Genomic DNA, 26,655 nt, shown 5'->3' on the forward strand with positions numbered 1-26,655 from the left:
GACCTCCCTCTTTGTTGATACAGACGGGATAAGAAGGACGATTGTTACGAAAAAAGAGCAAAGACTCCTATCCCGGGGGATAAGAGTCTTTAGCGATCTGCAATCTATCTCAATACAACGTCTGCGCCGAAGCCGCCGAGAACGCAGTGAGTTCTTCCAGGCGGCCGTCTTTTACTTTGCTCGCCCATTCCGGGTCGGCCAGCAGGGAGCGGCCGATTGCGACCAGGTCGAACTCGCCGCGTTCAAGCCGTTCGAGCAGGCCGTCGAGGCTGCTGACTTTGGAGCCTTTGCCTTCGCTGAAGAACGCCATCACTTCGCCGTCCAGTCCGACCGAGCCGACGGTAATCGCCGGTTTGCCGGTGATCTTCTTCGCCCAGCCGGCGAGATTGAGATCGGAACCTTCGAATTCCGGCTGCCAGAAGCGGCGGGTCGAAGCATGGAAGATATCGACGCCCGCCCGGCTCAGCGGCAGCAGCAGCTGTTCCAACTGCTCCGGCGTCTCGGCCAGTCTGGCGGTGTAATCGTTGGTTTTCCACTGGGAGAAACGCAGCACGATCGGGAAGTCGGGGCCGACCGCCCGGCGGCAGGCTTCGATCACTTCGACCGCGAACGTTGTGCGCTGCGCGGCGTCGCCGCCGTAGCGGTCGGTGCGTGTATTTGTTTTGGACCACAGGAACTGGTCGATCAGGTATTCGTGCGCGCCGTGCAGCTCCAGGCCGTCGAATCCGGCTGCTTTGGCCGCGGCCGCAGCATCGGCGAAAGCCTGCACGATCTCTTCGACTTCGCGTTCCGTATAATCGTTGACGTGGCCGCGCGCGCCCATATGCCAGATCTGCGGAATGATCTTCCCGCCGGCGGCATGGACTTCGCTGACCACATGCGCCCAGCCCTTGAGCGCTTCTTCGCCGTACATATGCGGGATATTCTGCTGGTTCGACGCGTCCGGATGATCGATAATCGTGCCTTCGGTCACGATCAGGCCGACCTCGTTCTCCGCGCGGCGGCGGTAATAAGCGGCGACGTCGGGACCCGGCACGCCTTCCGGCGAGAAACCGCGGGTCATCGGCGCCATCACGATCCGGTTTTTCAACGTCAGGTTATGCAGGGTAAACGGTTGGAATAAAGCTTGAACGGAATTTGCGGTAGTCATAGGGATATGCCTCCAGTTAAGTTGGGTTGGTTTTAAAATGGATAACAAGTTTTTGAATGAACAGTCAAGTAAAAGACGATGGAAAAAGCGCCGCCGGCGCCGGCAGATACATATACCGCCGGGGGGCTTGGCGATTAGCATGTCCGCCTGAGCGTCCCTATGTATTTTATTGCACTTTTTCTTGACCATATAGTCAAGTAAAGCGCAAAAAAATAAACGGAGTTAACGGGACGCGCGAAGCGGCAAACATAAGGAGATCCGCTTACCGCAGTCGAACGTTCGCGCAGACGGACGGCGGGTTCGCGGAAACCAAACCCGGCGCCCGCCATTTCCCGCCGGCGATCCGGCGCATCTTTCTTCTGCGTAAGCCCGCTGCGCGGCCTGCGGCCGAATCGCTAAGCCTGCATCAGCGCGATCGTCGTATGCAGGATATGCGACACCTGCTCGCGGGGCGTGCCCGATTTCTCCAGCACTTTCGCGCCGCCGATCGCGTTGTTCAGGTGCGCGGCAAGCTCGCGGTCGGTCATCCGGGTCGTAATCTCCCCCTGCTCCTGCCCGCTGCGGATCACGCGCAGCAGGATCTTTTCGACCGTGCCGGTCATCAGCATCACCTCGCGGTTGATCTCCTCGTCCCCGCTGTCGAACTCCAGCGAAGCGTTGATCATCAGGCATCCCCGCTTAACGGCCGCCTCGTCGGGGAACAGCGCGGCTTCGCAGATTGCTTGAAGCTTCTCGACCGGCGACTTTTTCCCGGCAGCCCGTTCCTCCAGCAGCTCGATACTCTGCTCGCGGTACAGCGCCAGCGACTTCAGAAACAATTCCCGTTTGCTTTTAAACACGCCGTATAGACTCTGCTTCTTCACCTGGGTCGTGCGGGTCAGGTCTTCGTACGAGGTGGCGTGATAGCCTTTCGTCCAGAAGACCTCCATGCACTGGTGAAGCGCGTGGTCGGCGTCGAACTCTCTTGGTCTGCTCATGAACGCATCTTAACATTACTTGACCACGTGGTCAAGTATAAGGTCGAAAAGAAAGAAACCGACCGATAAACGGCCGGTCAGATTGTCGAGAAACGATTTGATGCAAATATAATAGGGACGTTCGATTGGAATAAAAGTTCGGGAAAGGGCTGGAGAAATAAAGCGAGCGGCAGGGCGAATCTGAAATAGATGCGTATAGCGCCTTATTCCGGCTTAATCTTACGTTTTTGAGGAAATAACTGCGCTGATGCATCTATTTCGAATTTTTTCGCTTCGATTCGGCCTTTGGCTCCCGAATAGCTGCACCTGCGTCGCTATTTGGAGAAACGGAAGCGTTTCGTCCCAAATAAGTGTATGTATGCCGCTATTTTCTGTTTGGAACCCTACTCCGGCTTTCTCGACACCCTGCCCGACCGGTAAACGGCCGGTTTTCCGCGGCTTGCCCCGCTTGATTCGTGTTGCTCGCATCGCAGGTTTTCGTCCGCCCGCCCGATTCGCCCGATCCCGCCGTCTTACTTGGCGGGCAGGATATTTTTATCGAACTCCACTTCGAACAAATACTCGTCCAGGTCGACTTTGAGCGCTTCGTTGAACAGGTTGGACGCGATCATTTTGCAGCCTACGGTCGTAATCAGCACGATTTCTTCGGAAGAAAACTGCTCGCGCAGACGGTCGTAAATCGACGCATCGATACTGTTGGCGTTGTTGACCAGTCCCCGGCCGTAGTCGATCAGCACTTTCTCGATCTCGGTGAACTCGAATTCGTCGAAACGAATCTCCAGATCCCGCAGCAGCTTGGCGTGGTACGTGGAGCAGACCAGGCACTCGTTTTCCGTCGAGATGGCGTAGCAGTAGAAATACACCGCGCGGCTGCCGATGATTTTTTGCAGTTCGTTGCGCACCGGATAGAACTCCATCGCTTTGAACGACGGCATGGAATACAGCAGCGTTTTGACCATATTCGTGACGCGGGTGCCGCTCTGGAGTCTGGCGTCGACAAATTCCCGGACTTCCGGATTCATATCTTCGTATTGCAGCAAAGGCACGACACTGTTGCTTACGCGGTTAGTCATTTTGACTTCCTCCTCGAAAATGGATGTTTGGATTGTGGCGGCTTACTCGAACGCGGGGAACGGGATTCGCGGAATCGCCCCGATCAGCGACTGCGTATACCCGTGCCGCGGACGATGGAAAATGCTGCGGGTATCGCCCTGTTCCACGATCTCCCCGTCTTTCATGACCAGCACGCGGTGCGAAATACTGTAGATGACTTCGAGACCGTGCGCGATAAACAAATACGAGACGCCTTTTTGCAGTTGAAGCTGCTTGAGCAGTTCCAGAATCTGCGACTGGATCGTCATATCGAGCGCCGAGGTCGGTTCGTCGCACACGATGATCGACGGCTCCGCCGCCAGGGCGCGCGCGATCCCGACCCGCTGGCACTGGCCGCCGGACAGCTCTTTCGGGTAGCGCGACCGATAGTCCCGGGGCAGACCCACATCGGCCAGCAGCGCATCGACGCGTTTATCGATTTCGCCGGGCGGCAGCTTGAAATAAAGCTTCAGCGGCTCAGCGATCAGGTCGCGGACTTTCAGCCTGGGATTGAGCGACGAGACGGGGTCCTGGAAAATATACTGGATCTTTTTCTTGTCCGCCCGCGACCGCCCGCTTTTGCCGAACGCTTTGCCGCCCAGGGCGATACGGCCCGAAGTTGCGGGCAGCATGCCGGCGACCATTTTGGCGACCGTCGTTTTGCCGCTGCCGGATTCGCCGACGATGCCCAGCGTTTCCCCCGCGCCAAGCTGGAACGACACATCGCGGACAGCCGCGAAATCCGCGCCGCCGCGGGTGCGGTACACTTTGTTCAACCCGGCGATCTCCAGCAAAAAGCCGCTCATGGCCTCGCCTCCTCGAAGTAAATGCGCGGCATGCTGCCCAGCAGCTGTCGGGTATACGGATGCTTCGGATTGCGAAACAGTTCCGCTTTGTCGCTTTCTTCAACCAGCTCGCCGCTTCGCATCACGATCACCCGGTCGGCGACTTCGTGCACCACGCCAAGGTCGTGCGTGATAAACAGCACCGTCATGCCATATTCGCGCTTGAGTTTCAGGATCAGCCGCAGAATCTGCGCCTGGACCGTGACGTCGAGCGCCGTCGTCGGTTCGTCCGCCAGCAGCAGCTCCGGCCGCGACGAGAGCGCCATCGCGATCATCACTCTTTGCCGCATTCCGCCCGACAGCTGGAACGGATACTGCTTGACCACTTCGTCCACATTGCGGATTTCCACCTGCTTGAGCAAATCTTTGGCCTGCGCCAGCGCCTGCTTGCGGCCGGTGCGGGAGGGAGCGTGCAGACGGATCAGGTCGATCATCTGCGTGCCGATCGTGTACACCGGATTCAGCGCGCTCAGCGCGTCCTGGAAGATCATCGCGATCCGTTTGCCGCGAATCGCCTCCATTTCTTTCTCGCTCAGCGTCAGCAGATCGCGGCCGCCGAAGCGGATCTGTCCCTGCGTATATTCGGCGGCCGGCTGCGGCAGCAGCTGCATGATCGATTTGGCGGCCACGCTTTTGCCGCTGCCGGACTCGCCGACCAGACACAGAATTTCGCCTTCCCGGATGTCCAGCGACAGGCTTTCGAACACGGTCGTGTGCCGATCGCGCTTCGTAAACCGGACGCCGAGCTGCCGGATCTCCACCAGTGTCGGCTGCGTCATGGCGGCCTCCTTTCTTGGCTTGCTTTCAATCTTGTCGCTTGTTCGTTTCGGCGCTTATTCGTTCGGATCGAACCGCCGGAGTTCGACGCCGGGACGCGCTTGCAGGCGGCGCAGCGCTTCGTGCGCAAGCGCCAGGTCGAAGATGGACAGCCCGAAAGCGTTGAACATGACTTTCCCGCCGCCCGCGCGCCGGGCCGTCGAACCCGGTCCTTCCGGTTCCGGGCCGGGAAGCCCCTGCCGCTCGGGTTCGAGCAAATTCTCCAGCAGCGTTACTTTGCGGGCAATCCCGGGATTCCGCCGCGCCAGGCCGAACAGGCTCTGGCTGCTCGACGGCACGCCCGCTTCGAAGTCGTCGCAGACGATCTCGTCGAAAGCTTCGACGGCGTCTTCTTCGATATCGCGCATGCCGATATGCACGTACAGCTGCCCCGGCGCGAAGTGCTCCGCGCGCAGATAAGGCCGGGCGGCCGAGGTCGCGCCGACAATGACCCGCGCAAAGTCCAGCCGCGGCGGCAGCGCGGCATGAACGCGCGAGCGGATGCCCCGCTCCGCGAACGCGCCGGCGAACTCGCGCTGCAGGCGTTCGGCGCGAGCCGGCGTGCGGCTCCACAGATGCACGTCCTGCAGGCCGGGCAGCGCCGGCAGAAGAGCGCGCAGCTGATGCCGGGCCTGGAAGCCCGAGCCGCACAGCAGCAGCGACGAAGCGCTCGCTTCCGTCAGCGCCGAGACGGCCGCGGCCGAGACCGCGCCGGTGCGCAGGCCGCTGATGAGCTGCCCTTCGAGCAGCGCGATCGGCGTTCCGGTCTTGAGATCGTTCAGCAGGATAACCGGCTGGGTATAAGGCAGTTCGCCGCCCTGCCCCGGGACGTGCGACGTCCATTTGAGGCCGGCTACGCCTTCGCCGCCCAGATAGGCGGGCAGCGAATAGAACGCCCCGGCTTCGCGCGCGCCGGCGGCCATCGCCACTTCCTGCGCGCCGGCGGACGTTCCGGCCGCTTTGGCGCGCAGCGTCCGCTCGATCAGGCGCCGCGCCGCTTCGGGCTCGGCGATGCCGCTTGCTTCGATCCGGCTGCGCGAGATCAGATACATATGCGCTCCGCCTCCTTTCCGGGAATGGAATTCGGTTCGGCCGGGCCGAGTACTTGCCTCGCGGAAATCAGCGTTCCTCCGCCCGGTCCCGCAGCCAGTCGCCGAACAGATTGATGCTCAGGATCACCGCGGCGATCGCAAGGCCGGGAATCGTGGACAGCCACCAGGCCGAATCGATATAGCTTTTGCCGTCGTTGACCATGCCGCCCCAGGTCGGCGTCGAGACTTCGATGCCGAGTCCCAGAAAGCTGAGCGCCGCCGCCAGCAGGATCATATGCGAGATTTGCAGCGCCGCCTGGGTGGCGATGGTGTACAGCGTATTCGGCAGGATATGCCGCAGCATCACGGTCAGGTGCGGCACGCCCATCGCTTTGGCCGCTTCCACGTATTCCATTTCTTTGAGCGACAGCACCTGGCTGCGCACCACGCGGGCGAACGTGACCCAGCCCGTTACGGCCAGGACGATCACGATATTCGTCAGGCCCGAGCCCAGCACGGCGACCATCACGATCGCCAGCAGCATGCTCGGGATCGACAGCTGAATATCCGCGAGCCGCATCAGCACGGCGTCTGTCCGGCCGCCGAAATATCCGGCGGCGATCCCGATCGCGCTGCCCAGCACGCCCGAGATCGATACCGCGGCGATGCTGATCCACAGCGACAGCCGTCCGCCGTACAGCAGGCGGCTCAGTACGTCCCGGCCGAGCTGGTCGGTGCCGAGCAGGCTGGTTCCGCCGCTTCCGCTGTACGGGCTGAGCGGCGCAATCAGAATATCCTGGAGCGACTGCTTGTACGGATCGAACGGCGCAATCAGCGGAGCGAACACCGTCAGGATAAAGATCGCCGCCAGAGCGCCGATACTGACCGACCCTTTAACGCCGATCCGCGGCGTAGAACGTCTTTTCATCGGAATTCCTCTTTTCGTGTACCGCTCGTCGTCTTATTGCAGCTTGATTCTCGGATCGAGCCGGTGGTAGATCAGGTCCGTAATCAGCGTAATCGCGATATAGATCGTGCTGACCACGAGAATGCTGGCCTGGACCAGCGGGAAGTCGCGGTTGCCGACGCCCTGGATAATCAGCTGCCCGACGCCCGGCCAGGAGAAGATGGTCTCGGTCACGACCGCCCCCGCGATCATCACGCCGAATTCCAGGCTGATGACCGTGATCACCGGCAGAAAAGCATTTTTCAGCCCCCGCTTGAAGACGCGCCGCCGTTTGGAGAAGCCCTGGGCCCGGCTGGTGACCATGTATCCTTTGTCCATCACTTCGAGCAGAGATGCCCGCATCGTGCGGGCGATCGGCGCGATCGGGTAAGCCGCCAGCGTTACTGCCGGCAGCACGATCGACTCCAGTCCCCGGTTGCCCGAGGTCGGCAGCAGATGCAGCCGCACGGCGAAGACCATAATCAGCACGATGCCGATCCAGAATACCGGCAGCGACTGCGTCAGGAAGATCCAGGCGTTGACGATATAATCGATCCAGCTGTTTTTCTTGTACGCGGACAGAATGCCGGCCAGCAGGCCGAACGTCACCGCGATCAGGATCGCGAACACGGCGAGATCGATCGTGGCCGGCATGCGCTCCAGCACCAGCTTGAGCGCCGATTCTTTGTAATACAGCGAATGTCCGAGATCGCCGGTCAGCAGATTGCGCAGATAATCGAGATACTGCATCCAGAGCGGCTGGTTGAACCCTAGACTTTCGCGCAGCGCCGAGACCTGCTCTTCGCTCGCTTCGGGCGGCAGCATCAGGCGAGCCGGGTCGCCCGACAAGCGGATGATGAAGAATACGATCGTCGCCGCGCCGAGCACCGCCAGCAGCGCTTGTCCCAGACGCTTCAGCAGGTAACGCTTCAAAGCTCAACACCTCCGTCAAAGTCCGGTCCGGGGCAAGTCTTCCATTCTGCCGGATCTGCTTCTTTCCGAATTTGCAGACACACCCAGGCGGCCCGGACCCTGCTCATTATTTGCCGTCCGCCGCGCCCGCCGTGATCGTCGATACCGGAATCGAGCCGTCGATGCGGCCTTCCCAGTTCAAGCGGTCGGATACGCCGTAATACTGATTTTCCTGGTACAGGAAAATGCGCGGCGCGTCTTGGATCACTTCGCCTTGGATCTCCTGGTACAGCTGTTTGCGGCGCTCTTCGTCGGTGGTCGAGCGGGCTTCGTCCAGCTTGGCGTCCACGTCCGGATTGCTGTACGTCGAGTACGATTCGCCCGAGCGGAGAATGGCGTAGATCGCGGCGTCCGCATCCAGCGTATTGGTGCTGCTCCAGCCGAGCACATACAGATCCGACTGCTTGCCGGCCGGCACGAGCGTGCGGTAGACGGAACTTTCCACATTGTTCACTTTGATCGTAACGCCGACCGCTTTAAGCTGTTCCGCGATGACCTGTGCGACGTCCGTATTCTTGATATACCAGCTTACCGTGTCGAGCGTGGCCGAGAATCCGTCCGGATATCCGGCTTCCGCCAGCAGCCGCTTCGCTTTCTCCGGATCGTAATCGTAGCCGTCCGGCTCGCCCGCGTAACCGAAGTCTTTGGGCCCGATCAGGCTGTTCGTTTGCACCGCGGAACCCTGGAGCACTTTGTCGACGATGGATTTCACGTCGATGGCGTAATTGAGCGCCTGACGGACTTTGGGATCGTCGAACGGTTTGACGTCGGTCTTGAAACCGACATAGACGGTGTTGCCCGCGCGTTCGACCGCCGACAGCTTCGCCGTGGACGACGATTCGATCTTGCTGCGGTCTTCCGGCGAGACGGCCGTCACGATATCGACTTCGCCGTTCAGCAGCGCGCTGACCCGAGTCGAAGCTTCCGGGATCGAGCGGAACGTGACTTTCTCGACCGCCGGCTGCTCGCCCCAGTAATCCGGGTTGGCTTCCAGCACGACGCTGCTGCCTTTGTCCCAGCTGACGAACTTGTACGGGCCGGTACCGATCGGCTCCTGCGCGAACTTTTCCTGCCCGGCTTCTTCGGTATACTTCGGCGGGACGATCTCGGTCGGATACCGGTTGAACCGGGTCGGAATCAACGGATCGGGATTCTTGGTGACGACGTGCACCGTATAATCGTCCACCGCCTGAACTTCTTTGATCGTGGACACGTAGCTCGCCGTCGGCGCGTTGTTGGCCGGATCGAGCACGCGGTCCAGCGAATACTTGACCGCTTCGGCGTTGAACGGTTCGCCGTTGGTGAACTTCACGCCTTCGCGCAGCTTGAATTCCCAGGTGTTGTCGTCGATCTGCTTCCAGTCGGTCGCAAGTCCCGGAACCAGCTGTTCGTTCTCGTCGCGCTTGACCAGGGTATCGAAGATATTGTCCACGACCTGCGCGTTTTCCGTCAGGAAACCCGGGTCCAGCCCGTTCACGTCGAACGCGCGGCCGATCGTAATATCCAGTTTCTGCGCCGGAGCGGCGCTTGCGCTGTCGCTTCCCGCGGCCGGCGCCGCGGGCTCGGTCTTGCTTACCGTGGAGCAGCCCGCCGTCAAAGCCGTCAGCAGCGTAAGACCGATCAGAAATTTGCCTTTTTTCATTTCATACAACCCCCTATTGATCTTTGTTTATGCCAATTTCCCCAGCATGACCGCGTAGCCGCCTTTGCGGACCGCCGATGCGGCATGGATGGATAAAATAACACCGTGTTCGATCGGGCAGACCAGCGTCTGCTCGTCCAGTCCCGGATAAACGCGCACTTTCAGCAGCGGTTCACCCTGCCGGACCTGCTCGCCCGCCCGGCGGTTGAACGTCCGGATCCCGTCCGTTTCAAACCGGAGCTCGCTCACTTCCGTAATTCGCAGCGCAGCATCATTTATTCGCAGCGATGAAGCATCGAAGCGAGCGGAGACGCCGGAAGAAAGTTTGCCGAGACCCAGGTGCTCCAGCAGCGCATGCAGACTGCCGAGATGCGTGTCGACGCCCTCCTCGGTCCAACTGACGCCGCCTCCGCTTTCCAGCAGCACGGCCGGGATGCCGGCCGCGGCGGCTTCGTTGATGAGCATGCCTTTGTCGTCCGCGCGGCAGGTATAAACCGCCGTCAGCGGCAGATTCTCCAGCGCCTGCATCGCTTCTTCGTACGCTTCCGGGCGGTCGCCCGCCGCCATCGCAAACGGACACACTTCCAGCCACTGTCCGCCGCCGTGCAGATCGATCAGAAAGTCCGCGCTGGATTTGATCTTGTCGGCCAGCCAGCGTCCGTACCGATAGGAATACGAACCGCTTTTCGGATTCGATCCGCCGCTGCCGCCGAATACCCGATTCAGATTGACGCCGTCGATCGGGCTTGCGTTGGCGTAGGCCAGCAGCGCCGAAGGGTTGGCGACCGGGCAGACGACGAGGGTGCCCCGAAGCTCGCCCGGCGCAAGTTCCGCCAGCAGCCGTCCGCAGGCGATTACGCCGTCGTGTTCGTCCCCGTGCAGCGCGGCTTGAATCCAGACGGTTCGGCCTTCCCCGAAGCCTTTGACGACCCAGAACGTCGTCGTTTGCTGTTCAAAGCTTTCGTCGATTCGCGCGATCGAACCCGCGGACTGCCGCGCGAAAGCTTCCTCCAGCGTATTGAAGCGCAAATCCGAAGCAAACGCGGAGCGAAACAGCGATGAGTCTTCCCGCCCAGTCATAAGCGACCGCCTTTCTTCATAACCGATTATCCTTGTAGGAATTATGAAATTTAAATTTACTTGCCATGCTATCAAAGCGGCGAAGTTAAAGTCAATGGCATAAACTCCCTATAGAAGATCTCTATACAGACGCCTTCAATATAGAAGAAAGTATGAACTAAACTCCAAAAAACACCATATTTAAGCCTGTATAATGGATCGGAATCCATAATTTTCTTCAACCCAAAAAGACTTCTGCCCGCGTTCGGGACAGAAGTCTTCGGCCGAAAAGAATCGCTCAAACGATAAGAACGATGACAAGAGCTCGGCTCTTCGACTTATTCGGAAAGTCCGTCGTTCTTCGGGACAACCGTCAAAGCCGCGAACGGATCGTTTTCTTGCAGGCTCGACATTTTATGCTCAATCATGCCCAGGTGTCCGGTAAGCCGATGGATCTGCGCCTGCACCCGCTCCGCCTGGCCTTGAAGACGGTCCAGCCGTTCGTCCAGCGTGCCTGCGCCTTCCAGCGTCAGCGACGCGAATGTTTTCATCTCCGCGATGGTCATGCCGGTCTCGCGCAGACAGCAGGCGAACTTTAGCCAGTCCACATCGGAATCGTCGTATTCGCGCAGTCCGCTTTCGCTGCGTTTGACGGGAGGCATGATGCCTTCTTTTTCGTAATACCTCAACGTCGGGACCGACAAGCCGGTTTTCTCCGCCACTTCCCCGATCAAATAACGCATGAAGCGCCCTCTCCTTTCGCTGTCCGCTGTTATCCGCATTTTGACGCAGCGCAGATGCAAATGCAACCCGCCTCAGGCGAAGGTCTGCCGGATCTGCGCCCTGAAATCGTCGTCTCCCCGCTCCGCCCGCAGGCGCAGCATCGCTTCGGCGTCTTCGCCGACCGGATAGCGCAGCCGGGCGCTGTCGTCCGCCGCTGCTGCGTAAATAGCGGCAGCGACGTCCTGCGGCGACAGGCTGTTGGCCGGCGTCGACATCGCTCCGAAAGCGGCCAGCGTACGGTCCAGATACGGCTGGTAGGCGGTCAGCGACGGATCGGACGGCAGCTCCATCGACCGGCCGCCGAATTCGGTATTCACCATGCCGGGCTCGATCAACTTCACGCGAATCCCCTGCGAATCCAGCTCGTACGCCAGCGATTCGCTGAACCCTTCGACGGCAAACTTGGCGGCATGATACAGCGACATGGCGGGCAAAGCGATCCGGCCGCCCATCGACGAGACGTTCAGGATCAGCCCTTCGCCCTGCCGGCGCATCTGCGGCAGCACCGCCTGCGTCACCCGCATCAGGCCGAAGACGTTCACATCGAACTGCCGGCGAATCTGTTCGTCCGACGACGCTTCGAACAATCCGAGCGTGCCGTAGCCGGCGTTGTTCAGCAGCACGTCGATGCGGCCGAATGTTTCGACCGTGCGGCGCACCGCCGTTTCGATCGTATCGGCGCGTTCCACATCGAGCGCCGTCACCCGCACATTGTCGCGCCGGGTCAGCTCCGTTTCCCGCTCCGGCGACCGCATGGTCGCGGCCACGTTCCAGCCGTTATCCGCAAAAAATTCCGCCGCCGCCCGCCCGATGCCCGACGACGTCCCCGTGATCATAATCGTTTTTGCGTTCGTATTCATATTCGTTTGCCTCCCTGTATGGAATGTCCGGCGGGTATGCCCCGCCTCTCAGGGATCATGCTACAACCTCAAGCGCGCTTGAGGTCAAGCGGGAATTTCAAGGATTTTTCGGACGGCCTGCGTATGAAAAAAAGAACCCGGAATCGCCCTGGGGCGTCCGGGTTTGCAGTTGGTCGTCCATTGATTTCCTGCCGCTTTCGCTGCTTGCGTCCAAAGTCGGAACAGCGTCAGTTCGGCATCTGTACCGTCACAACTTCTTTGCCTTTCAGCTCGTTGTTCGTAAACTCCATCGCTTTATCGTAGCCGGTGTTGGTGAGCTGGGTGCGCAGATCGTTAATAATCTTCATGGCGGCGTCGTCCGACTTGGCGAAGATCGCTTCTTCCCAGGCGTCGTTCATCCGGTCCATGGACGGCTTCAGCATTTCCCACTCCGGCGCTTTGGTGATGACGTCGCCCGGATTGTAAGCGGAAATAACTTCGATGCCGTTCGGACGGAGAATCTTGCGCGCGCTTTCCATCGCTTCGGTCCGCGCCGGTTCCGCCCAGATATCGCCGCCGGCCGCGGAATTGATCCGGTCGAGACCCGTCAGCGATTCCAGTCCGATGCTGATGCCTTCGTTCTTGCGCACTTTCATCGTGGAATCTTCGTTGAATTTCTTGAACCACTCCGCATCGGCTACCGGTTTGCCGCCTTCCATTTTCCAGTGCGTGCCTTCGACGCCGTACCGGGCCAGCATAAAGCCTTCGTCGGAAGCCATGTAATCCAGGAATTTCAGCGCGTCGTCGACGCAGGCGCCCTGGCATTCCTTGGTGATTGCGGTGACGTTGTTGCCCTGGATACCGAGATCGACCGGACGGCTCGCTTCGACGCCGGCCCGTTCCAGCGGGCCGATCGGGATATAATCGCTGCCGGGATGCGCGGTCGTATATTCTTTGGACGCGTCAAGGATCGCCGGATAGTGCGCGGCCAGCACGGCGATGCGGCCCTGGTTGATCTTTTCTTTGGCGATCGGGTCGGTCTGGGTGAACGTTTCCGGGTCCATCAGCCCTTCTTCGATCAGCTTGCGGTAGAACAGCGTGTACTCTTCGTACCCTTTGGTGAAAAAGCTATGTTCGAACGTGCCGTCGCCTTTATCCATATAGCTTGCGCCGGGATAGAACATCGTGTTGCCGATGCCGACCGCCCAGCCGTTGCTGAATCCGCCCAGCGGGAAGACCGGCTGTCCGTTCTCCTGCAAATCGGCGTCTTTCACTTTGGTCAGGAAATTGTAGAAATCGTCTTTGGTCACGACGGACTGCGGATCGACGCCGAGCTTATCGGCGATATCTTTGCGCACGTAGAAACCGTACAGCCAGTCCATGCCGTCTTCGTTGGTGGCCGGCTGGTTTTGCAGCAGCAGGTACTTCTTGCCGTCGATGCCGCCGATCGCTTTCTCGTACAGCGCCGGCGGCACGTTTTCTTCCGCGACGGACTTGGCCAGGTTCGGGTAGTCTTTCAGCTTGTCGGAGATATCGACGAGCTGTCCTTCTTTGGCGGCTTTGATAATTCCGTCCAGCTCGCCGCCCCAGGCGGGGCCGGTGTAGATATCCGGCAGATCCTGCGTGGCAAAGATCTGGTTCACTTTCTCCGTTTCGCTGCCTTTGGTATACTCCCATTCCAGCGTCACGCCGGTCTTATCCTTGATGACTTCTTCTACCGGCGTAATGGCGTCCGCGCCCGTGGAACCGTTCCAGTTGTGCAGGATTTTGAGCTTTCCGTCCGAAGCCGCATTTTCTCCCGGCGAGCCCGTACAGCCGGCCAGCGCGCCTCCGAGCATCACGGACACGAGCAGCGCGGCGGCGCTTTTCGACCAATTCCTTTTCAAACCAATCGCCTCCCGAAAAATAGAATGAAATGATTTCGTGATTCCAGGCTTAGCCTTTGACCGAACCGATCATGACACCTTTGACGAAATAACGCTGGAGAAACGGATAGATGCACAGGATCGGGAACACCGTGATCACGAGCAGCGCCATGCGGAGCGATTCCGGCGTCGCGCCCGCGGCCCCGCTGCTGCCGATCGTCTGGCCGCCCTGCTGCGCCGAACGCTGCATCGAGCTCGACAGGGACTCGGCTTCCGTCAGCATTTCCTGGAGCAGCGTCTGGACGGGAATCAGGTCTTTGTTCGACACGTAGTAAGCGCCGGAGAACCAGTCGTTCCAGTGCGCCACCCCGATAAACAGGGCGATCGTCGCCAGCACCGGACCCGACAGCGGCAGGATGATGCGGACGAAGATCCGGAAATCGCCGTAGCCGTCGATGCGCGCCGATTCTTCCAGTTCTTCGGGAATTCCCTGCAGGAACGTGCGGATAATGATGATGTGCATAAAGTTGAACAGCAGCGGCAGCACGTACACCCAGAACGTGTTGATCAGGTGCAGCTTTTGCAGCGTGATGAAGAACGGGATAAACCCTGCGCTGAAGATCGTCGGCAGGAAGATGTAGAAGGTGAAAAAAGAACGGCCCGGCAGGCTCTTCTTGGACAGCGCGTAAGCCATCAGCGTACACAGCGTCACATGCAGGAACGTGCCCAGCAGCGTCCGCATAATCGTAATCTGATACGCTTTCCAGATCCGCGCGTTGTCGAACACCTGGGCGTAGTTGTCGAGCGTTAATTTGCGGGGCAGGAAATAGATCGCGCCCAGCATGGAATCCCTGCCGTCGTTCAGCGAATAAGCCAGGATGTAGATAAACGGATAAATCATCGCGAAAGCGACCAGGGTCAGAAACGCGTAATTGAATACCGGGAACAATGACCATTTGCTTTTCATATCGCCGCCTCCTTAGAACAGGGATACATCGCCGACTTTGCGCGCAATCCGGTTGACCGTCAGCACCAGGATCAGGCCGATCACGCTCTGGAACAGCCCGACGGCCGCCGCGTAACTGAGACGCCCTTCCCGGATGCCGGAGTTGATCGCATGCACGTCCAGCACGCTGCCCATGCTCGCGGTGGCCGGACCGTTCAGCAGCAGAAGCTGTTCGTAGCCCGCGCTCATCAGGTTGCCCACGGCAAGGATAAACAGGATAATGGCGACCGTGCGGATGCCCGGCAGCGTCACGTGCCACATCTGCTTGAAGCGTCCCGCGCCGTCGATCTTGGCCGCTTCGTACAGCTGCTGGTCGATGCCCGAGATGGCGGCCATGAAGATGATGGAGTTCCAGCCGATATTTTTCCAGATATCCGAACCGACGATGATCTGATAGAACCAGCCCGGGTTGTTCAGGAATTGGATCGGGCCCGTTCCAAACGAGCCCAGCAGGTCGTTGACCGGACCGCCGTACGGCGTCAGGAGGCGCTGCATCAGGGTCACGACCACGATCCAGGATACGAAGTACGGCAGGTACGACAGCGTCTGGACCGTTTTCTTGAACCGGAGCTGGCGCACTTCGTTGAGCAGCAGCGCCAGGATAATCGGCATCGGGAATCCGATCAGCAGCTTCATCAGACTGATAACGACCGTGTTGCGGATAATATCGCCGGATTGATAGTAGTTGAAGAACTGCTGGAAGTATTTGAAGCCCGCCCAGGGGCTGCCGGTGAACCCGCCGACAAACGTATAGTCTCTAAACGCAACCTGAACGCCGTACAAAGGCACGTAAGAGAAGAGAAAAAACCATACGATACCCGGCAGCATAAACAGGTAAAAGATCTTGTGCTGCCAGATTCGCTTCAGCAAACGGCTGCCGGTCGTTTTCGTTTCGCCCGCTATTCGCGGAGTGCTTGTCGCTTTCGATTTCATGACTTTTCCGCCTCTCCTTTCCCGCTTCGCCCGCGGTGCGGATCAAGTTATCCGTTTGTTTGCCATTCCACCCGGACTTCCGCCCGGTTCGCCGCGCCGTGTTGATACCTCAGCAGCACGGTCCGCGAGTCCGCGTCCCAGCTCCATGCCGCCGCCGAAGAATCTTCCCCGTTGACGTACGCCGCGCCTGCCGGCTCGGCCGGGCAGTAAAAGCGCGCGCTCGATTCCATGCTCGAAGGTCCTTTTGCGACGAATCGAAAGCCCGTCTCCGACTCTTCCAGTTCTTCGATCCGCGAGGAAGCGGCGATTACCGCCACTTTGCCATCCGCCGGACGCCCGGCTTCCAGATCATAGAGCAGCGCCTGTTTGCCGGTGCTCAGCGCCACTTCCCGCAGGACGGACAGTCCGGAATCGAACAGATCCACGACCGGTCCCGGCACGGTCACGTCTTCTTCGGACACCGATTCTTCAAGCACCGATACGATCACGTAAGGGCCTCTTTGCAATTTGAAATAATGCTTCGGATTCCACTGCGGCGTCTCGCCGCCCGGCGCCTGCGCCGCTTCCCGGACGGAACGCCGCAGCAGCTCGGCTCCTTCCGCCGATTCCGCCAGTTCCGCCGGAGGCCGATTCAGCCAGCATACCGCCCCGCGGCCGACCCGGTGGATGCCTTCGGGCCTGCCTTCCAGGCCCAGCTGTTCGAACAGATGCGCTCTCGGCGAAGCGTAGGTCAAGCCGGACGGCCCGTCTCCCGAATCGGAGTTCCACCAGGCGCGGATGCCGTGATACGGATCGCTGTCGTCGCCGACGTAGATCAGGATTCCGCCGCCCTGTACCCACTGCGCCAGCGCGTTGTGGATATCGGGATATTCCGGCTTGATAAACTCGTAGCTCATGACCAGCACCCGGTACGGAGCCAGATAGCCCGGATAGCGCCGAATGTTGTCGAGTTGGAGCGGCCTGACGGGAATGCCGTGCTTGAGCAGCGGCAGCGCCAGTCCGTAGAATGGCGAGAAGTCCAGCAGTTCCCGGTCTCCTTCCTGGATGCGGTCCGGGCCGGTGCCGTCGTGTTTGTCGATCTCCGGCGGCCGCGCGCCCACTTTCATGCGCTGGAACATGGCCGAATCCGCGATGGGAACGCCGATCTGCCAATCTTCTTCGCCGGACTGCCGTACTTCCTGATCCATATTGCCGAGCGTATGCATGACCTGGAGCAGCGTCGTGGCGTAATCGGCCGGAATCGATTCTTTGCCCCGGCCGTCTTCGGCGGGATGGGTTCCTTTGAATATCCGGCGCGGCCACGGCGAGACTTCGAAATGCGAAACGCCGGGATGCAGCAGCGAAGCGACCACCGTTTTCAGATAGTTCTGTTTGTAGTCGGACCAGGTGTAATTGGGGTTGTCTTCGATGGGGTCGTGGAGAAACCACATGCGTCTGTCTGTGCCGCGAACAAGCTCCTGCATCACGCCGTATTCAAGGTAAGCGGTTTCAAAAGTGCGTTCTTTGCGCTGTCCTTCGTACACATTCGGCGTCCGCGACGTGCCTGTCCAGATCTGGGCGATATAGCCGTCGATCGAAGGCAGTTCGACCAGTTGGGACTGCGGGCTGACGATGCGCCACTGGGTGTAGTTGATCAGGCTGTGCGTCGGAACGTAAAAGCGCAGGATGCGGTTATAGCGCTTCAGCGCGTAATCTTTCATTTCCGCGCATAAACGATCCAACGCGCGCGTGTATAAGTAAGCTTTCAGTTTGGACGCCCGGTACTGCCCGTCTGCGGAAGCGTGCGGCGGAATCCACGGTTCTTTGTAATACAGCTGCCATTCCCGCTTGAACGCTTCGGAATAACCGCCGTTCACCCAGAATTCGGGCTCCTCCAGATGAATGGCTTCCACGCCCGTATCGACCGCGACGCGGATTCGTTCCGCGAGATAACGTCCGAAGGACAGCGTTGGCACCATGTAAGGAATGACCGGGTCGCTGCCGTGCAGAATCATTTCTCCGTACTGGTCCGTCTGCGCTTCGTCCCAATGCTTCTCGCCGTCGATCTCCCCTTCCAGGTAGTCGTTGTAGGTTCCCCACGCGACGCCTGTCATCAGATGGACGACATACCCTTTTTCCTGCCACTGCCTGATTCGTTCCGGCATCGATTCGTCGATTCCGTATACCATCACAAAGTCGGTCTGAAGATCGTAATCGCCGTGGTACGGAGCGGACTCCTGAAAGCCTGTTCGTTCTTCCCTGCGGTTTCTTGACACTTTCCCAACCTCCCTGCTAAGTTGCGGTAAATGTGCGATTTGATGAGGTTCCATCATTTTCTAAAATATAATATACATAATGGACATATTCAATATATTTTTTAGGTAAACAGCGAAAAATGACGTTATTTGGGGCCGAAAAGGTTTTCCTTGGAGTTATGTAAAGCGACCGAAAGCGGGGGATCGAGGGATCTTGATTAAGAAAAAAGAAAGCCCGATATGGTCTGCGTTAGACCGTACCGGGTTCTTCGTTCGAGACGTATGGATGCGTGCCGCTTACTTGTTCGACCGAACCGTGGAGATCGCGTGCTTGTAAATCATATTCGGAAGTCCGTTGGACCCCCGCAGCAGCACCACATATTTGTCGAACATTTCGATGACGCCTCTCAACTGCACGCCGTTTACCGTGATAATGGTGCAATCCGTGCGATCCTGAAGCAGCTTGTTCAACTGGCGGTCCTGTCCGAAGTCCGAAGCGGCGGATGACGAGTTCATAAGATATCCCTCTCTCTGTTTCAGGATGAAGAAGCTCATTCTAATATAGCATATTTTCGGCTGGAAGCGCCTGCCCGACTTTACGGCGAATAAGGCGGACACGCGGAAAATACGAAGAGCGGCTGGAATCCTTACACTTTGTGACTGAAATCACGAGCTGCTGCGTCCGGTCGTTTATAATGGGAACGAAAGCAGCGCCAAGTAGACATAATCGACCGGGGAGTGAGTTTGATGGAGAAAAAAGCGCTGAGCGCGTTCCAGGAATATCAAGACGACAAGTTTACAAAAAAGATCGTATTCAAAGAAAACGGGCATGTGGCGTTCGTATTGAATTTCGGTCCCGGCCGCCAGCTTCCGACGCATAACCATCCGGGCGCGACGGTATACCTGACCGTTCTCGAAGGCCGCGGCGTCATGATCGCGGACGGCGTCGAAACGGAAGTGTCGCAGGGCGATCTGGTCCAGGTTGCCGGTCACGAAGCATTCGCTTACCGCAGCGCCGACGATTCCCGTTCCAGCCTGTCCGTTGTGCTGATCAACACCCCGAGCGAAGAATTCGCGAAAGAAGTTTAATCCACGCTGCGTCAAAAAAGAACCCGTCCGGCTTGATAAGCCGCGTGCGGGTTCTTTGCTGTCTGCGCCGCTCTGCCGCGGCGTTCGGCTTCTAAGGCTGCGCAGGTTCCGCGGGTTCGGCATCGGCAGCGGCTTCGCGCCGCTGCAGGTCGAAGCCGCGCAGAACCGCGTCCAGCAGCCCGGGAAATCGCGCGTTCAAATCGTCGGTTCGCAGCGAGAGCAAACGCTGCGTGCCCAGCGTGCGCGTATGCGTAATTCCCGCTTCGCGCAGCGTTCTGGCGTGCTGCGACAGCGTGGACTTGGCGATCGGCACGTCGAAATCTTTACACGGCTGTTCGCCGGTACTGTGCATTTGCGCCACCATTTGCAGGCGAACCGGGTCGCTCAGCGCATACAGTACCGAAGTCAGCATGATATCTTTGCGGTCCGGATGATGGAGAAGTTTCAAGAATAGGCCTCCTTAACATGCGGTTCGGATTCGAGCTTATCTTCAAACCTGCTGAAGTAAAAGGCTGTGCTGCATTTTACCTCTATATTTTACCGCATTGTCCTGCTATAATTCAATTGTTCGTTGATTAACGAACTATAGAACTTTAGAAAAAGGAGAACTTTCATGAAATCCACAGCTGCTTCTCACACGGTCGAAGCGCCGTCCAACCCGCCTTCGGGCGTTCTGGCCCGGGAAGGACTGACCATCCTTATATTCAGTATCGCCGTCACGCTGGTCGTGATGAACACGGCGATGTTCAATATGGCGCTTCCGGACGTGACGTCCGACTTTGCGATCTCCGCGGCCACGGCTTCCTGGATCGTGACCGGCTACTCGATCATGTTCGCGGTCTCGTCCATTACGTTCAGCCGTTTGTCCGATTTCGTTCCGCTGCGCCGACTGCTGATGATCGGCCTTCTGGCGCTGGGCGGCGCCGGCATCGTCGGCTTCTTCAGCCAGAGCTTTATCGTGCTGCTGCTCTGCCGGATCGTACAGGCCTCCGGAGCCGGAGGCGCGGTATCGCTGGCGATGGTTCTGTTCACAAGGTACATCCCGCTTGAACGGCGCGGTTCCGCCATGGCGACGATTATGTCCGCCGTCGCGCTCGGCCTCGGCCTCGGTCCGGTGGTCGGCGGAGTGATTGTCGAGAATCTGAGCTGGCGCTGGCTGTTTGCCGTCACCGCGGCCGTGCTGCTGCTTCTGCCGCTGTTCGCCCGGCTGCTGCCGAAAGAACTGCCGCGGCGCGGCTCGTTCGACGCGATCGGCGGCGTGCTGCTGGCGGTCGGAATCACCAGCCTGCTGCTGTTCCTGACCAACCAGATCTGGGTACTGCTCGCGCTGGGGCTGGTCTCGCTCGTCTTGTTCATCTTGAGAATCCGGCTGACGCCGGACCCGTTCGTGCTGCCTTCGCTGTTCGCCAACAAGCGCTATCTGCTGCTGGCGCTGGCCGGCATGACCGCGTATATCTGCAACTTCTCGACGCTGTTCCTGCTGCCGCAAATCCTGACCCGGCAGTTCAGCTTTACGGTGGGCCATGCCGGGCTAATCATCTTCCCCGGCTCGCTGCTGGCGATCGTCGCGTCGCGCCGGATCGGGAAAGTGATCGACCGCTACGGCAACCACGGCATTCTGCGCTACGGTCCTCCGCTGCTGCTGGTGTCGACCCTGCTGTTTGCGCTGCTGATCGGCCAGTCCTGGATCGCGGCCATGCTGACGTATATGGTGCTGAGCATCTCCTTTACCGCCCTGTCGAGCAGTTTGTCGAACGAGATGTCGCGCGTGCTGCCGGAATCGTTTATCGGCTCGGGCATGGGACTGTTCCAGCTGCTTCAATTCTTCAGCGGGGCGTTCAGCGTCGCGATGGCCACGACCGCGCTGGAATGGCAGCATACGCTGCCGCTGGCGAACGCTTATTCGAATATTTACTGGGGATTGTCCGCATCGGCCCTGATCGCGATTGTGAGCGCGATCGGGTACCGGCGGCACAGCAGCCGCCTGTCGACGGGGAACGAAGTCATATAACCGGAACAAACCGAAAAGCCGATCCGGCGCGAACCACGCGCCGGATCGGCTTTTTTTAATCGGTTCAGGTTGGCAGGGGACAGGCGGCGGAATGCGCCTTATCCGCTTCGCCAATTCTCAGGCGCGCGTCCGCCGCAGCCATTCCTCCAGCACAACCGCATGATTATGCACCGGGTCTTTGGCGGCGTACAGCAGCGTCACTCTTCCGTTCTCCGCCCGGCGAAGCAGCGATTCGGCCAGGCTCGGATTGTTTTCTCCTTCGTCCAGCTGGGCCATATAGCGCTCGCGGAAATAATCGAAGCGCTCGGGCGCATGGCTGAACCAGCGGCGAAGCGAAGGCGATGGCGATAGCTCGCGGACCCAATCGTCCAGCGCCGCCCGTTCGCGCGACAATCCGCGCGGCCACAGCCGGTCCACCAGCACGCGGAAGCCGTCGTCGTCGGCTCGCGCGTCGTAGATCCGCTTGATTTGCAGTCCGTACGCTGGCGGACCGCTTTGCCGACGGGCTTCTGCCGCCCGAATCCCGCCGGAATCGCCCGGACGCTCACTCATCCCCGTCTCCGAACGGAACCTCCGATACCTGAATCGAATCGGTCGGGCAGCCGTCGACCGCATCTTCCAGATCGCCCTGAAGTTCTTCCGACACCCGCGCGATTCCCCGGTTGCCGTCTCCATCCAGAATATTTTCGGCCAATCCTTCGTCGTCGTAATCGAAAATATCCGGCGCGGCCGCTCCGCAGGCGCCGCACGCGATACAGGTATCTTTATCTACTCTCGTATAGTGATGTGCCACTGTGCTTCCTCCCCGTTCTGATTTCTTATCCAGTATAGGCAGGTTTGCAGGCAAAGCTTGTGATTGCGCGCACGGCACAGTTCGTTCGCAAAGTCGTTGCGTTTGTTGTGCGTGTAATCACAAGCCCCAAATTTTAAACTTTTACAATAAAACCATGTGCTTCAGATAGCCAAAACGATAAGTCGACGATTTTGTTAACGCATTGACGATTGTTCCTACAAATGAAATCGGAGGAAAAATACCATGACCAACCTATCCGCATCCGAGCGGTACGCTGAAAAATATTTTGCGGCGGGCGAGACCGACCAGCCGTCCATGTTCTGTTTCCAATGCCAGGAAGCTTCCAAAGGAACAGGCTGCACCATCGCCGGCGTGTGCGGCAAACCGCACGACGTCGCCAACTTGATGGACCTGCTGATGTACACGCTCAAAGGCATCTCGCTGCTGAGTCTGGACGTCGCTCTGCCGGAAGAATTGGAACGCCGCGTCTCCCTGTTTATTACGGATTCGCTGTTCACCACGATCACGAACGCCAACTTCGACCGGGAGTTCTTCCTCGCCCGCAACCGCGAAGCGCTGGAACTTCGCGCCGAAGTGCGCGCGCTGTGGAACGCGCAGAACGCCGACGCCCGCCGCGCACTGCACGACGCGGCGATGTGGGAAGGCGGCGAAGACCGCTTCGACGCCAAAGCGCGCACGGTCGGCGTGCTGCGCACCGCCGACGAAGATATCCGTTCGCTGCGCGAACTGCTGATCTACGGCCTCAAAGGCATGGCCGCCTATTCGTATCACGCCTGGCAGCTCGGCAAAGGCGACGCCGGCATCGACGCCTTTATGCGCCGCGCGCTGGCCGCGACGCTCGACGATACGCTCGGCGCGTCCGAACTGGTCGCGCTCAATATGGAAGCCGGCAAGTACGGCGTGGACGCCATGGCGATGCTGGACGCGGCCAACACGGGCGCTTACGGCAATCCGGAAGTGACCAAAGTCAAGATCGGCGCGGGCTCCCGACCGGGCATCCTGGTCAGCGGCCACGACCTGAAAGACCTGGAAGAGCTGCTGGAGCAGACCGAAGGCGCGGGCATCGATATCTACACGCACAGCGAGATGCTGCCGGCCCACTACTACCCGGCATTCAAGAAATACGAACACTTTTACGGCAACTACGGCAATGCGTGGTGGAAACAGAACCGCGAATTCGAATCGTTTAACGGTCCGATCCTGATGACCACCAACTGTATCGTGCCGCCGAAGGACAGCTATATCGGCCGCCTGTACACGACCGGCAATACCGGTTATCCGGGCGTGGCGCATATCCATGAAGGCGCAGACGGCGCGCCGAAAGACTTCTCCGCCCTGATCGAGCAGGCCAAGACCTGCGCGCCGCCGACGGAGATCGAATCCGGCGAGATCGTGGGCGGCTTCGCCCACCACGCCGTGCTCAGCGTGGCGGACCAGGTCGTCGACGCCGTCAAGACCGGCGCGATTCGCCGCTTCTTCGTAATGGCAGGCTGCGATGGCCGCATGAAGTCCCGCAATTACTACACGGACTTCGCGGAGCAGCTTCCGCAGGATACGGTGATCCTGACGGCGGGCTGCGCCAAGTACAAATACAACAAGCTCGATCTCGGCGAGATCGGCGGCCTTCCGCGCGTGCTCGACGCCGGACAGTGCAACGATTCTTACTCGCTCGTCGTGATTGCCTTGAAGCTTAAAGAAGCGTTCGGGCTGGACGATATCAACGATCTGCCGATCTCCTACAATATCGCCTGGTACGAACAGAAAGCCGTGATCGTCCTGCTGTCGCTGCTGCATCTGGGCGTCAAAAATATCCACCTCGGCCCGACGCTGCCGGCTTTCCTGTCACCGAACGTGGTAAACGTGCTGGTCGACAAATTCGGCATCGGCGGCATTACGAACGTGGAAGACGATATGAAAATGTTCCTGGGCGCGTAACAAACAAAGCTTCGAACGAGTGCCGCTTATACGCGCTTGTTCGAAGCTTTTTGTGTTTTTGCCGATTCCGATACTCCGGCAGTTACGGCTCTCCCCGCTCTTCGCCGCGCGATTCCCGCACCAGCCGGATGGGGCCGTTCGAGTTCAGCCGGATCATCTGCTCGGTCATTTCCTCGGGCGTGTAAGGCATGTCATTGTCGAGCCACCAGTAGATCACGCCTACATAGGCCGATCCGATGTAGCTCGCGATCACGTCTTTGTGCGCCGGCAGTTTTTCCTCGTCCAGCGCGGCAAATTTCTCTTCGTAAAACCTTGCAAAATAACGCTTCATATACTGCACGAAATCCGACATCGCTTTGCGCTGAAACATAATGCCGAAGAAAACGCGGTATCGCTCCACATACTCGAATATTCGGCCCGCGATATACCGCTGGAGCTCGTCGATCGACGCCCCGAACGATCGCGCGTCTTTGGCTTCGCCAAACAGTTCGTCGAGGATATCGTCCGTTACGCTTTGCAGCAGATGATCTTTCGTTTCGTAGTGCAGATAGAACGTTTTGCGGTTGACCTTCGCGGCGTCGGCGATATCCCGCACCGTAATATGGTAGTAGTCCTTTTGTTCCATCAGTATCAGCAGCGCGTCCCGCAGCAGCTCGCGCGTGCGCGCGACTCTCGGATCGATTCGCTTGGCCGCGGCAGCGTCGGTTCTGTCGATGTTCGGATTGTTTTTCGCTTCCAATCCCGGTTTTTCGGAGTCTGCGGACATATTCTCTCCTTCTTTTCGCCTCATTTTTATCTCATGTGCGGCATAAGCCTCGTTTGTACCTGTACTGGTTATTGTAACATGGCAAAGTTGTGTCTATACTTGCATGTATAGATTGATAGCAATTTAATGATTAAAAATATAAATAAACGGGAGAGTCGATTTTTATGACAAACGCATCACCCAAGGCAAACCGAGCGCAAACCGCGCATGAACTCGTGCTTCGCCAGCGTACATTTTTCCGCAGCGGTCAAACGAGAGATATCGCCTACCGCACGGAAGCGCTCAAACGCCTTCGCCGCGGTATCGAGGAGCACCGCCAGCAGATTCTGGACGCGCTGCGCGCGGACCTGAACAAATCCGAAGCCGAAGCATTCAGCTCCGAGATCCGTCTTGTGCTGGGCGAACTGGATTACACGCTGGAGCATCTTGAAGACTGGGCCGCTCCCCGCGTCGTGCCGACTTCGTCGCAGATCGAGAACGCGACCAGTACGATCCGGCCGGAAGCTTACGGGCTTACCCTGATTATCGCGCCGTGGAACTATCCGTTCCAGCTCGCTTTCTCTCCGCTGATCGGGGCGATTGCCGCCGGCAACTGTGCGGTAGTCAAGCCGTCCGAGCTGACGCCGAACGTATCGAAGCTGACCGCCGACCTGATCCGGGGCTGCTTCCAAGACGAATATATCGCCGCCATGGAAGGCGAAGTCGAGACGAGCACCGAACTGCTGCGCGAGAAATTCGATTATATTTTCTTCACGGGCAGTACGCCGGTCGGCAAAGTCGTCATGCGAGCCGCAGCCGAGCATCTGACGCCGACCACGCTGGAACTGGGCGGCAAAAGCCCGGCGATCGTGCACAAAGACGCGAACCTGCGGCGCGCGGCGCAAAGTCTGGTCCGCGGCAAATTCCTGAACGCCGGACAAACCTGCGTGGCGCCGGATTATCTGCTGGTGCACGAAGACGTCCGCGAAGAGCTGCTGCGCGAGATCAAGCTGGAGATCGCGGACAAATACGGCGAGGACGTGCTGGAGAACCCGGACTTCCCGCGTATCGTCAACGAGAAGAACTTCGACCGGTTGAACCGTTTCCTGAACGACGGCCAAACGCTGCTCGGCGGCCGCGCCCTGCGCGAACGTCTGGCGATCGAACCGACGCTGCTGGAGAATATCGACTGGGAATCGCCGGTGATGCAGGAAGAAATCTTCGGGCCCATCCTGCCGGTGATGACCTATACCGATTCGGAACTGAATTCAGTGCTCGAACAGATCGTCGACCGTCCGAAACCGCTGGCCTTCTACCTGTTTACCCGCGACGAGCAACTGCAAAATACCGTGCTGGACACCGTATCGTTCGGCGGAGGCTGCATCAACGAAACGCTGCTGCATATGAGCTCGCACGAACTTCCTTTCGGCGGCGTCGGCGCAAGCGGCATGGGCTCCTACCACGGCCGCCAGAGCTTCGAAACGTTCTCGCACCATAAGTCGGTGCTGAACCGCCGAGTTTGACGTCTGCTATCTCAAATCGGCCTTATATACCGGGCAGGAGATCTCTGAATCTCCCGCCCTTCCTTTTTCCGCCCTCTTGAGCGGCTGATCGCGTTGTAGCGAGCAGCCGCTCAACGTGTTGAGAAGGTTCGTTTCATAAAAAAGCTGATAAGCGAAGGAAGAAATTCAGTGTAGGAGCGATAGCGTTCGCCTTTGAAATCAGGAAGATACCCCTTATAATCTAATCAGTCTTCCTGATTTCAACACGCGACCTAAAGTCTTTCGAAGAAAGACACATCGAAAGCCGCGTGCCCAGCCAAGCACTCTTTTTCTAGCCGGTGAAAGTCCGGTCGCGGGAGGGGCCAAGCC

Annotated in this window: 25 protein-coding genes; 4 read left to right on the top strand and 21 right to left on the bottom strand. The window is 59.0% G+C overall.

All coding sequences use genetic code 11. The features are described 5' to 3' along the window. Positions 1-109 precede the first annotated feature (109 nt). From QWJ34_RS21795 to hfq, 17 genes are all read right to left on the bottom strand, one after another. Positions 110-1,150 (bottom strand): NADH:flavin oxidoreductase, encoded by a 1,041-nt coding sequence (locus QWJ34_RS21795; RefSeq protein ID WP_302731119.1) that lies wholly within the window; start codon positions 1,148-1,150, stop codon positions 110-112. 395 nt (positions 1,151-1,545) lie between these two features. Next, positions 1,546-2,127, bottom strand: a complete 582-nt coding sequence (locus QWJ34_RS21800) for a TetR/AcrR family transcriptional regulator (protein WP_302731120.1) — start codon at positions 2,125-2,127, stop codon at positions 1,546-1,548. 512 nt (positions 2,128-2,639) lie between these two features. After that, complete coding sequence (locus QWJ34_RS21805; RefSeq protein WP_302731122.1) at positions 2,640-3,200, bottom strand: carboxymuconolactone decarboxylase family protein; 561 nt, start codon at positions 3,198-3,200, stop codon at positions 2,640-2,642. Between the two features lie 42 nt (positions 3,201-3,242). Then, entirely contained in the window at positions 3,243-4,025 is a 783-nt protein-coding gene (locus QWJ34_RS21810) for an ABC transporter ATP-binding protein (RefSeq protein ID WP_302731124.1), read from the bottom strand. Continuing rightward, a complete protein-coding gene (locus tag QWJ34_RS21815) occupies positions 4,022-4,843 on the bottom strand; it encodes an ABC transporter ATP-binding protein (RefSeq protein WP_302731126.1) in 822 nt (273 codons plus the stop codon). The genes QWJ34_RS21810 and QWJ34_RS21815 overlap by 4 nt, the downstream gene beginning before the upstream one ends. 54 nt (positions 4,844-4,897) lie before the next feature. After that, a complete protein-coding gene (locus QWJ34_RS21820; protein WP_302731127.1) occupies positions 4,898-5,932 on the bottom strand; it encodes a hypothetical protein in 1,035 nt (344 codons plus the stop codon). 67 nt (positions 5,933-5,999) lie between these two features. Next, positions 6,000-6,839 (bottom strand): ABC transporter permease, encoded by an 840-nt coding sequence (locus QWJ34_RS21825; RefSeq protein WP_302731128.1) that lies wholly within the window; start codon positions 6,837-6,839, stop codon positions 6,000-6,002. 33 nt (positions 6,840-6,872) lie between these two features. Beyond that, the gene (locus QWJ34_RS21830; protein ID WP_302731130.1) at positions 6,873-7,790 is read right to left on the bottom strand and encodes an ABC transporter permease; all 918 of its coding nucleotides are present in this window, start codon (positions 7,788-7,790) and stop codon (positions 6,873-6,875) included. 106 nt (positions 7,791-7,896) lie between these two features. Continuing rightward, complete coding sequence (locus tag QWJ34_RS21835; protein ID WP_302731132.1) at positions 7,897-9,471, bottom strand: ABC transporter substrate-binding protein; 1,575 nt, start codon at positions 9,469-9,471, stop codon at positions 7,897-7,899. Positions 9,472-9,498: 27 nt separating this feature from the next. Then, complete coding sequence (locus QWJ34_RS21840; RefSeq protein WP_302731133.1) at positions 9,499-10,551, bottom strand: M14 family metallopeptidase; 1,053 nt, start codon at positions 10,549-10,551, stop codon at positions 9,499-9,501. 317 nt (positions 10,552-10,868) lie between these two features. After that, positions 10,869-11,273 carry a MerR family transcriptional regulator gene (locus tag QWJ34_RS21845; RefSeq protein WP_302731134.1) on the bottom strand — a complete coding sequence of 135 codons (405 nt, stop codon included), beginning with the start codon at positions 11,271-11,273 and terminating at the stop codon, positions 10,869-10,871. A gap of 72 nt (positions 11,274-11,345) precedes the next feature. After that, positions 11,346-12,173, bottom strand: coding sequence for an SDR family oxidoreductase (locus QWJ34_RS21850; RefSeq protein WP_302731136.1), 828 nt, complete (start codon positions 12,171-12,173; stop codon positions 11,346-11,348). 227 nt (positions 12,174-12,400) lie between these two features. Beyond that, a complete protein-coding gene (locus tag QWJ34_RS21855) occupies positions 12,401-14,038 on the bottom strand; it encodes a type 2 periplasmic-binding domain-containing protein (protein WP_302731138.1) in 1,638 nt (545 codons plus the stop codon). A 49-nt stretch (positions 14,039-14,087) separates the two neighbouring features. Beyond that, positions 14,088-14,984, bottom strand: coding sequence for a carbohydrate ABC transporter permease (locus QWJ34_RS21860; RefSeq protein WP_302731139.1), 897 nt, complete (start codon positions 14,982-14,984; stop codon positions 14,088-14,090). A gap of 12 nt (positions 14,985-14,996) precedes the next feature. Then, complete coding sequence (locus tag QWJ34_RS21865; RefSeq protein ID WP_302731141.1) at positions 14,997-15,956, bottom strand: ABC transporter permease; 960 nt, start codon at positions 15,954-15,956, stop codon at positions 14,997-14,999. 47 nt (positions 15,957-16,003) lie between these two features. Beyond that, on the bottom strand, positions 16,004-18,211 hold the full coding sequence (locus QWJ34_RS21870; RefSeq protein ID WP_302731143.1) for a type 1 glutamine amidotransferase family protein: 2,208 nt from the start codon (positions 18,209-18,211) through the stop codon (positions 16,004-16,006). Between the two features lie 276 nt (positions 18,212-18,487). Then, positions 18,488-18,706, bottom strand: coding sequence for an RNA chaperone Hfq (hfq, locus tag QWJ34_RS21875; RefSeq protein WP_302731145.1), 219 nt, complete (start codon positions 18,704-18,706; stop codon positions 18,488-18,490). Between the two features lie 231 nt (positions 18,707-18,937). Between hfq and QWJ34_RS21880 the strand changes: the two genes are divergently transcribed. Continuing rightward, the gene (locus QWJ34_RS21880; RefSeq protein ID WP_302731147.1) at positions 18,938-19,279 is read left to right on the top strand and encodes a cupin domain-containing protein; all 342 of its coding nucleotides are present in this window, start codon (positions 18,938-18,940) and stop codon (positions 19,277-19,279) included. A gap of 91 nt (positions 19,280-19,370) precedes the next feature. Here QWJ34_RS21880 and QWJ34_RS21885 read toward each other — a convergent pair whose 3' ends face one another. Beyond that, positions 19,371-19,727 carry an ArsR/SmtB family transcription factor gene (locus QWJ34_RS21885; protein ID WP_302731149.1) on the bottom strand — a complete coding sequence of 119 codons (357 nt, stop codon included), beginning with the start codon at positions 19,725-19,727 and terminating at the stop codon, positions 19,371-19,373. A 165-nt stretch (positions 19,728-19,892) separates the two neighbouring features. On the opposite strand from QWJ34_RS21885, the gene QWJ34_RS21890 reads away from it, so the two are divergent. Next, a complete protein-coding gene (locus QWJ34_RS21890; RefSeq protein ID WP_302731151.1) occupies positions 19,893-21,290 on the top strand; it encodes an MFS transporter in 1,398 nt (465 codons plus the stop codon). Positions 21,291-21,407: 117 nt separating this feature from the next. Here the strand turns inward: QWJ34_RS21890 and QWJ34_RS21895 are convergent, their stop codons facing one another. Next, a complete protein-coding gene (locus QWJ34_RS21895; RefSeq protein WP_302731153.1) occupies positions 21,408-21,842 on the bottom strand; it encodes a DUF488 domain-containing protein in 435 nt (144 codons plus the stop codon). After that, positions 21,835-22,083, bottom strand: coding sequence for a ferredoxin (locus QWJ34_RS21900; RefSeq protein ID WP_302731155.1), 249 nt, complete (start codon positions 22,081-22,083; stop codon positions 21,835-21,837). Before QWJ34_RS21900 ends, QWJ34_RS21895 begins: the two co-directional genes overlap by 8 nt. Positions 22,084-22,398: 315 nt before the next feature. On the opposite strand from QWJ34_RS21900, the gene hcp reads away from it, so the two are divergent. Then, positions 22,399-24,039, top strand: a complete 1,641-nt coding sequence (hcp, locus tag QWJ34_RS21905; protein ID WP_302731173.1) for a hydroxylamine reductase — start codon at positions 22,399-22,401, stop codon at positions 24,037-24,039. A gap of 82 nt (positions 24,040-24,121) precedes the next feature. On the opposite strand, the gene QWJ34_RS21910 is transcribed toward hcp, so the two are convergent. Next, positions 24,122-24,805, bottom strand: coding sequence for a TetR/AcrR family transcriptional regulator (locus QWJ34_RS21910; protein WP_302731157.1), 684 nt, complete (start codon positions 24,803-24,805; stop codon positions 24,122-24,124). Positions 24,806-24,969: 164 nt separating this feature from the next. Between QWJ34_RS21910 and QWJ34_RS21915 the strand changes: the two genes are divergently transcribed. Beyond that, positions 24,970-26,307: an aldehyde dehydrogenase gene (locus QWJ34_RS21915; RefSeq protein ID WP_302731158.1), complete on the top strand. Its 1,338-nt coding sequence runs from the start codon at positions 24,970-24,972 to the stop codon at positions 26,305-26,307. The last annotated feature ends 348 nt before the right edge of the window (positions 26,308-26,655 follow it).

The organism is Saccharibacillus sp. CPCC 101409 (assembly GCF_030518235.1).
Lineage (GTDB): Bacteria > Bacillota > Bacilli > Paenibacillales > Paenibacillaceae > Saccharibacillus.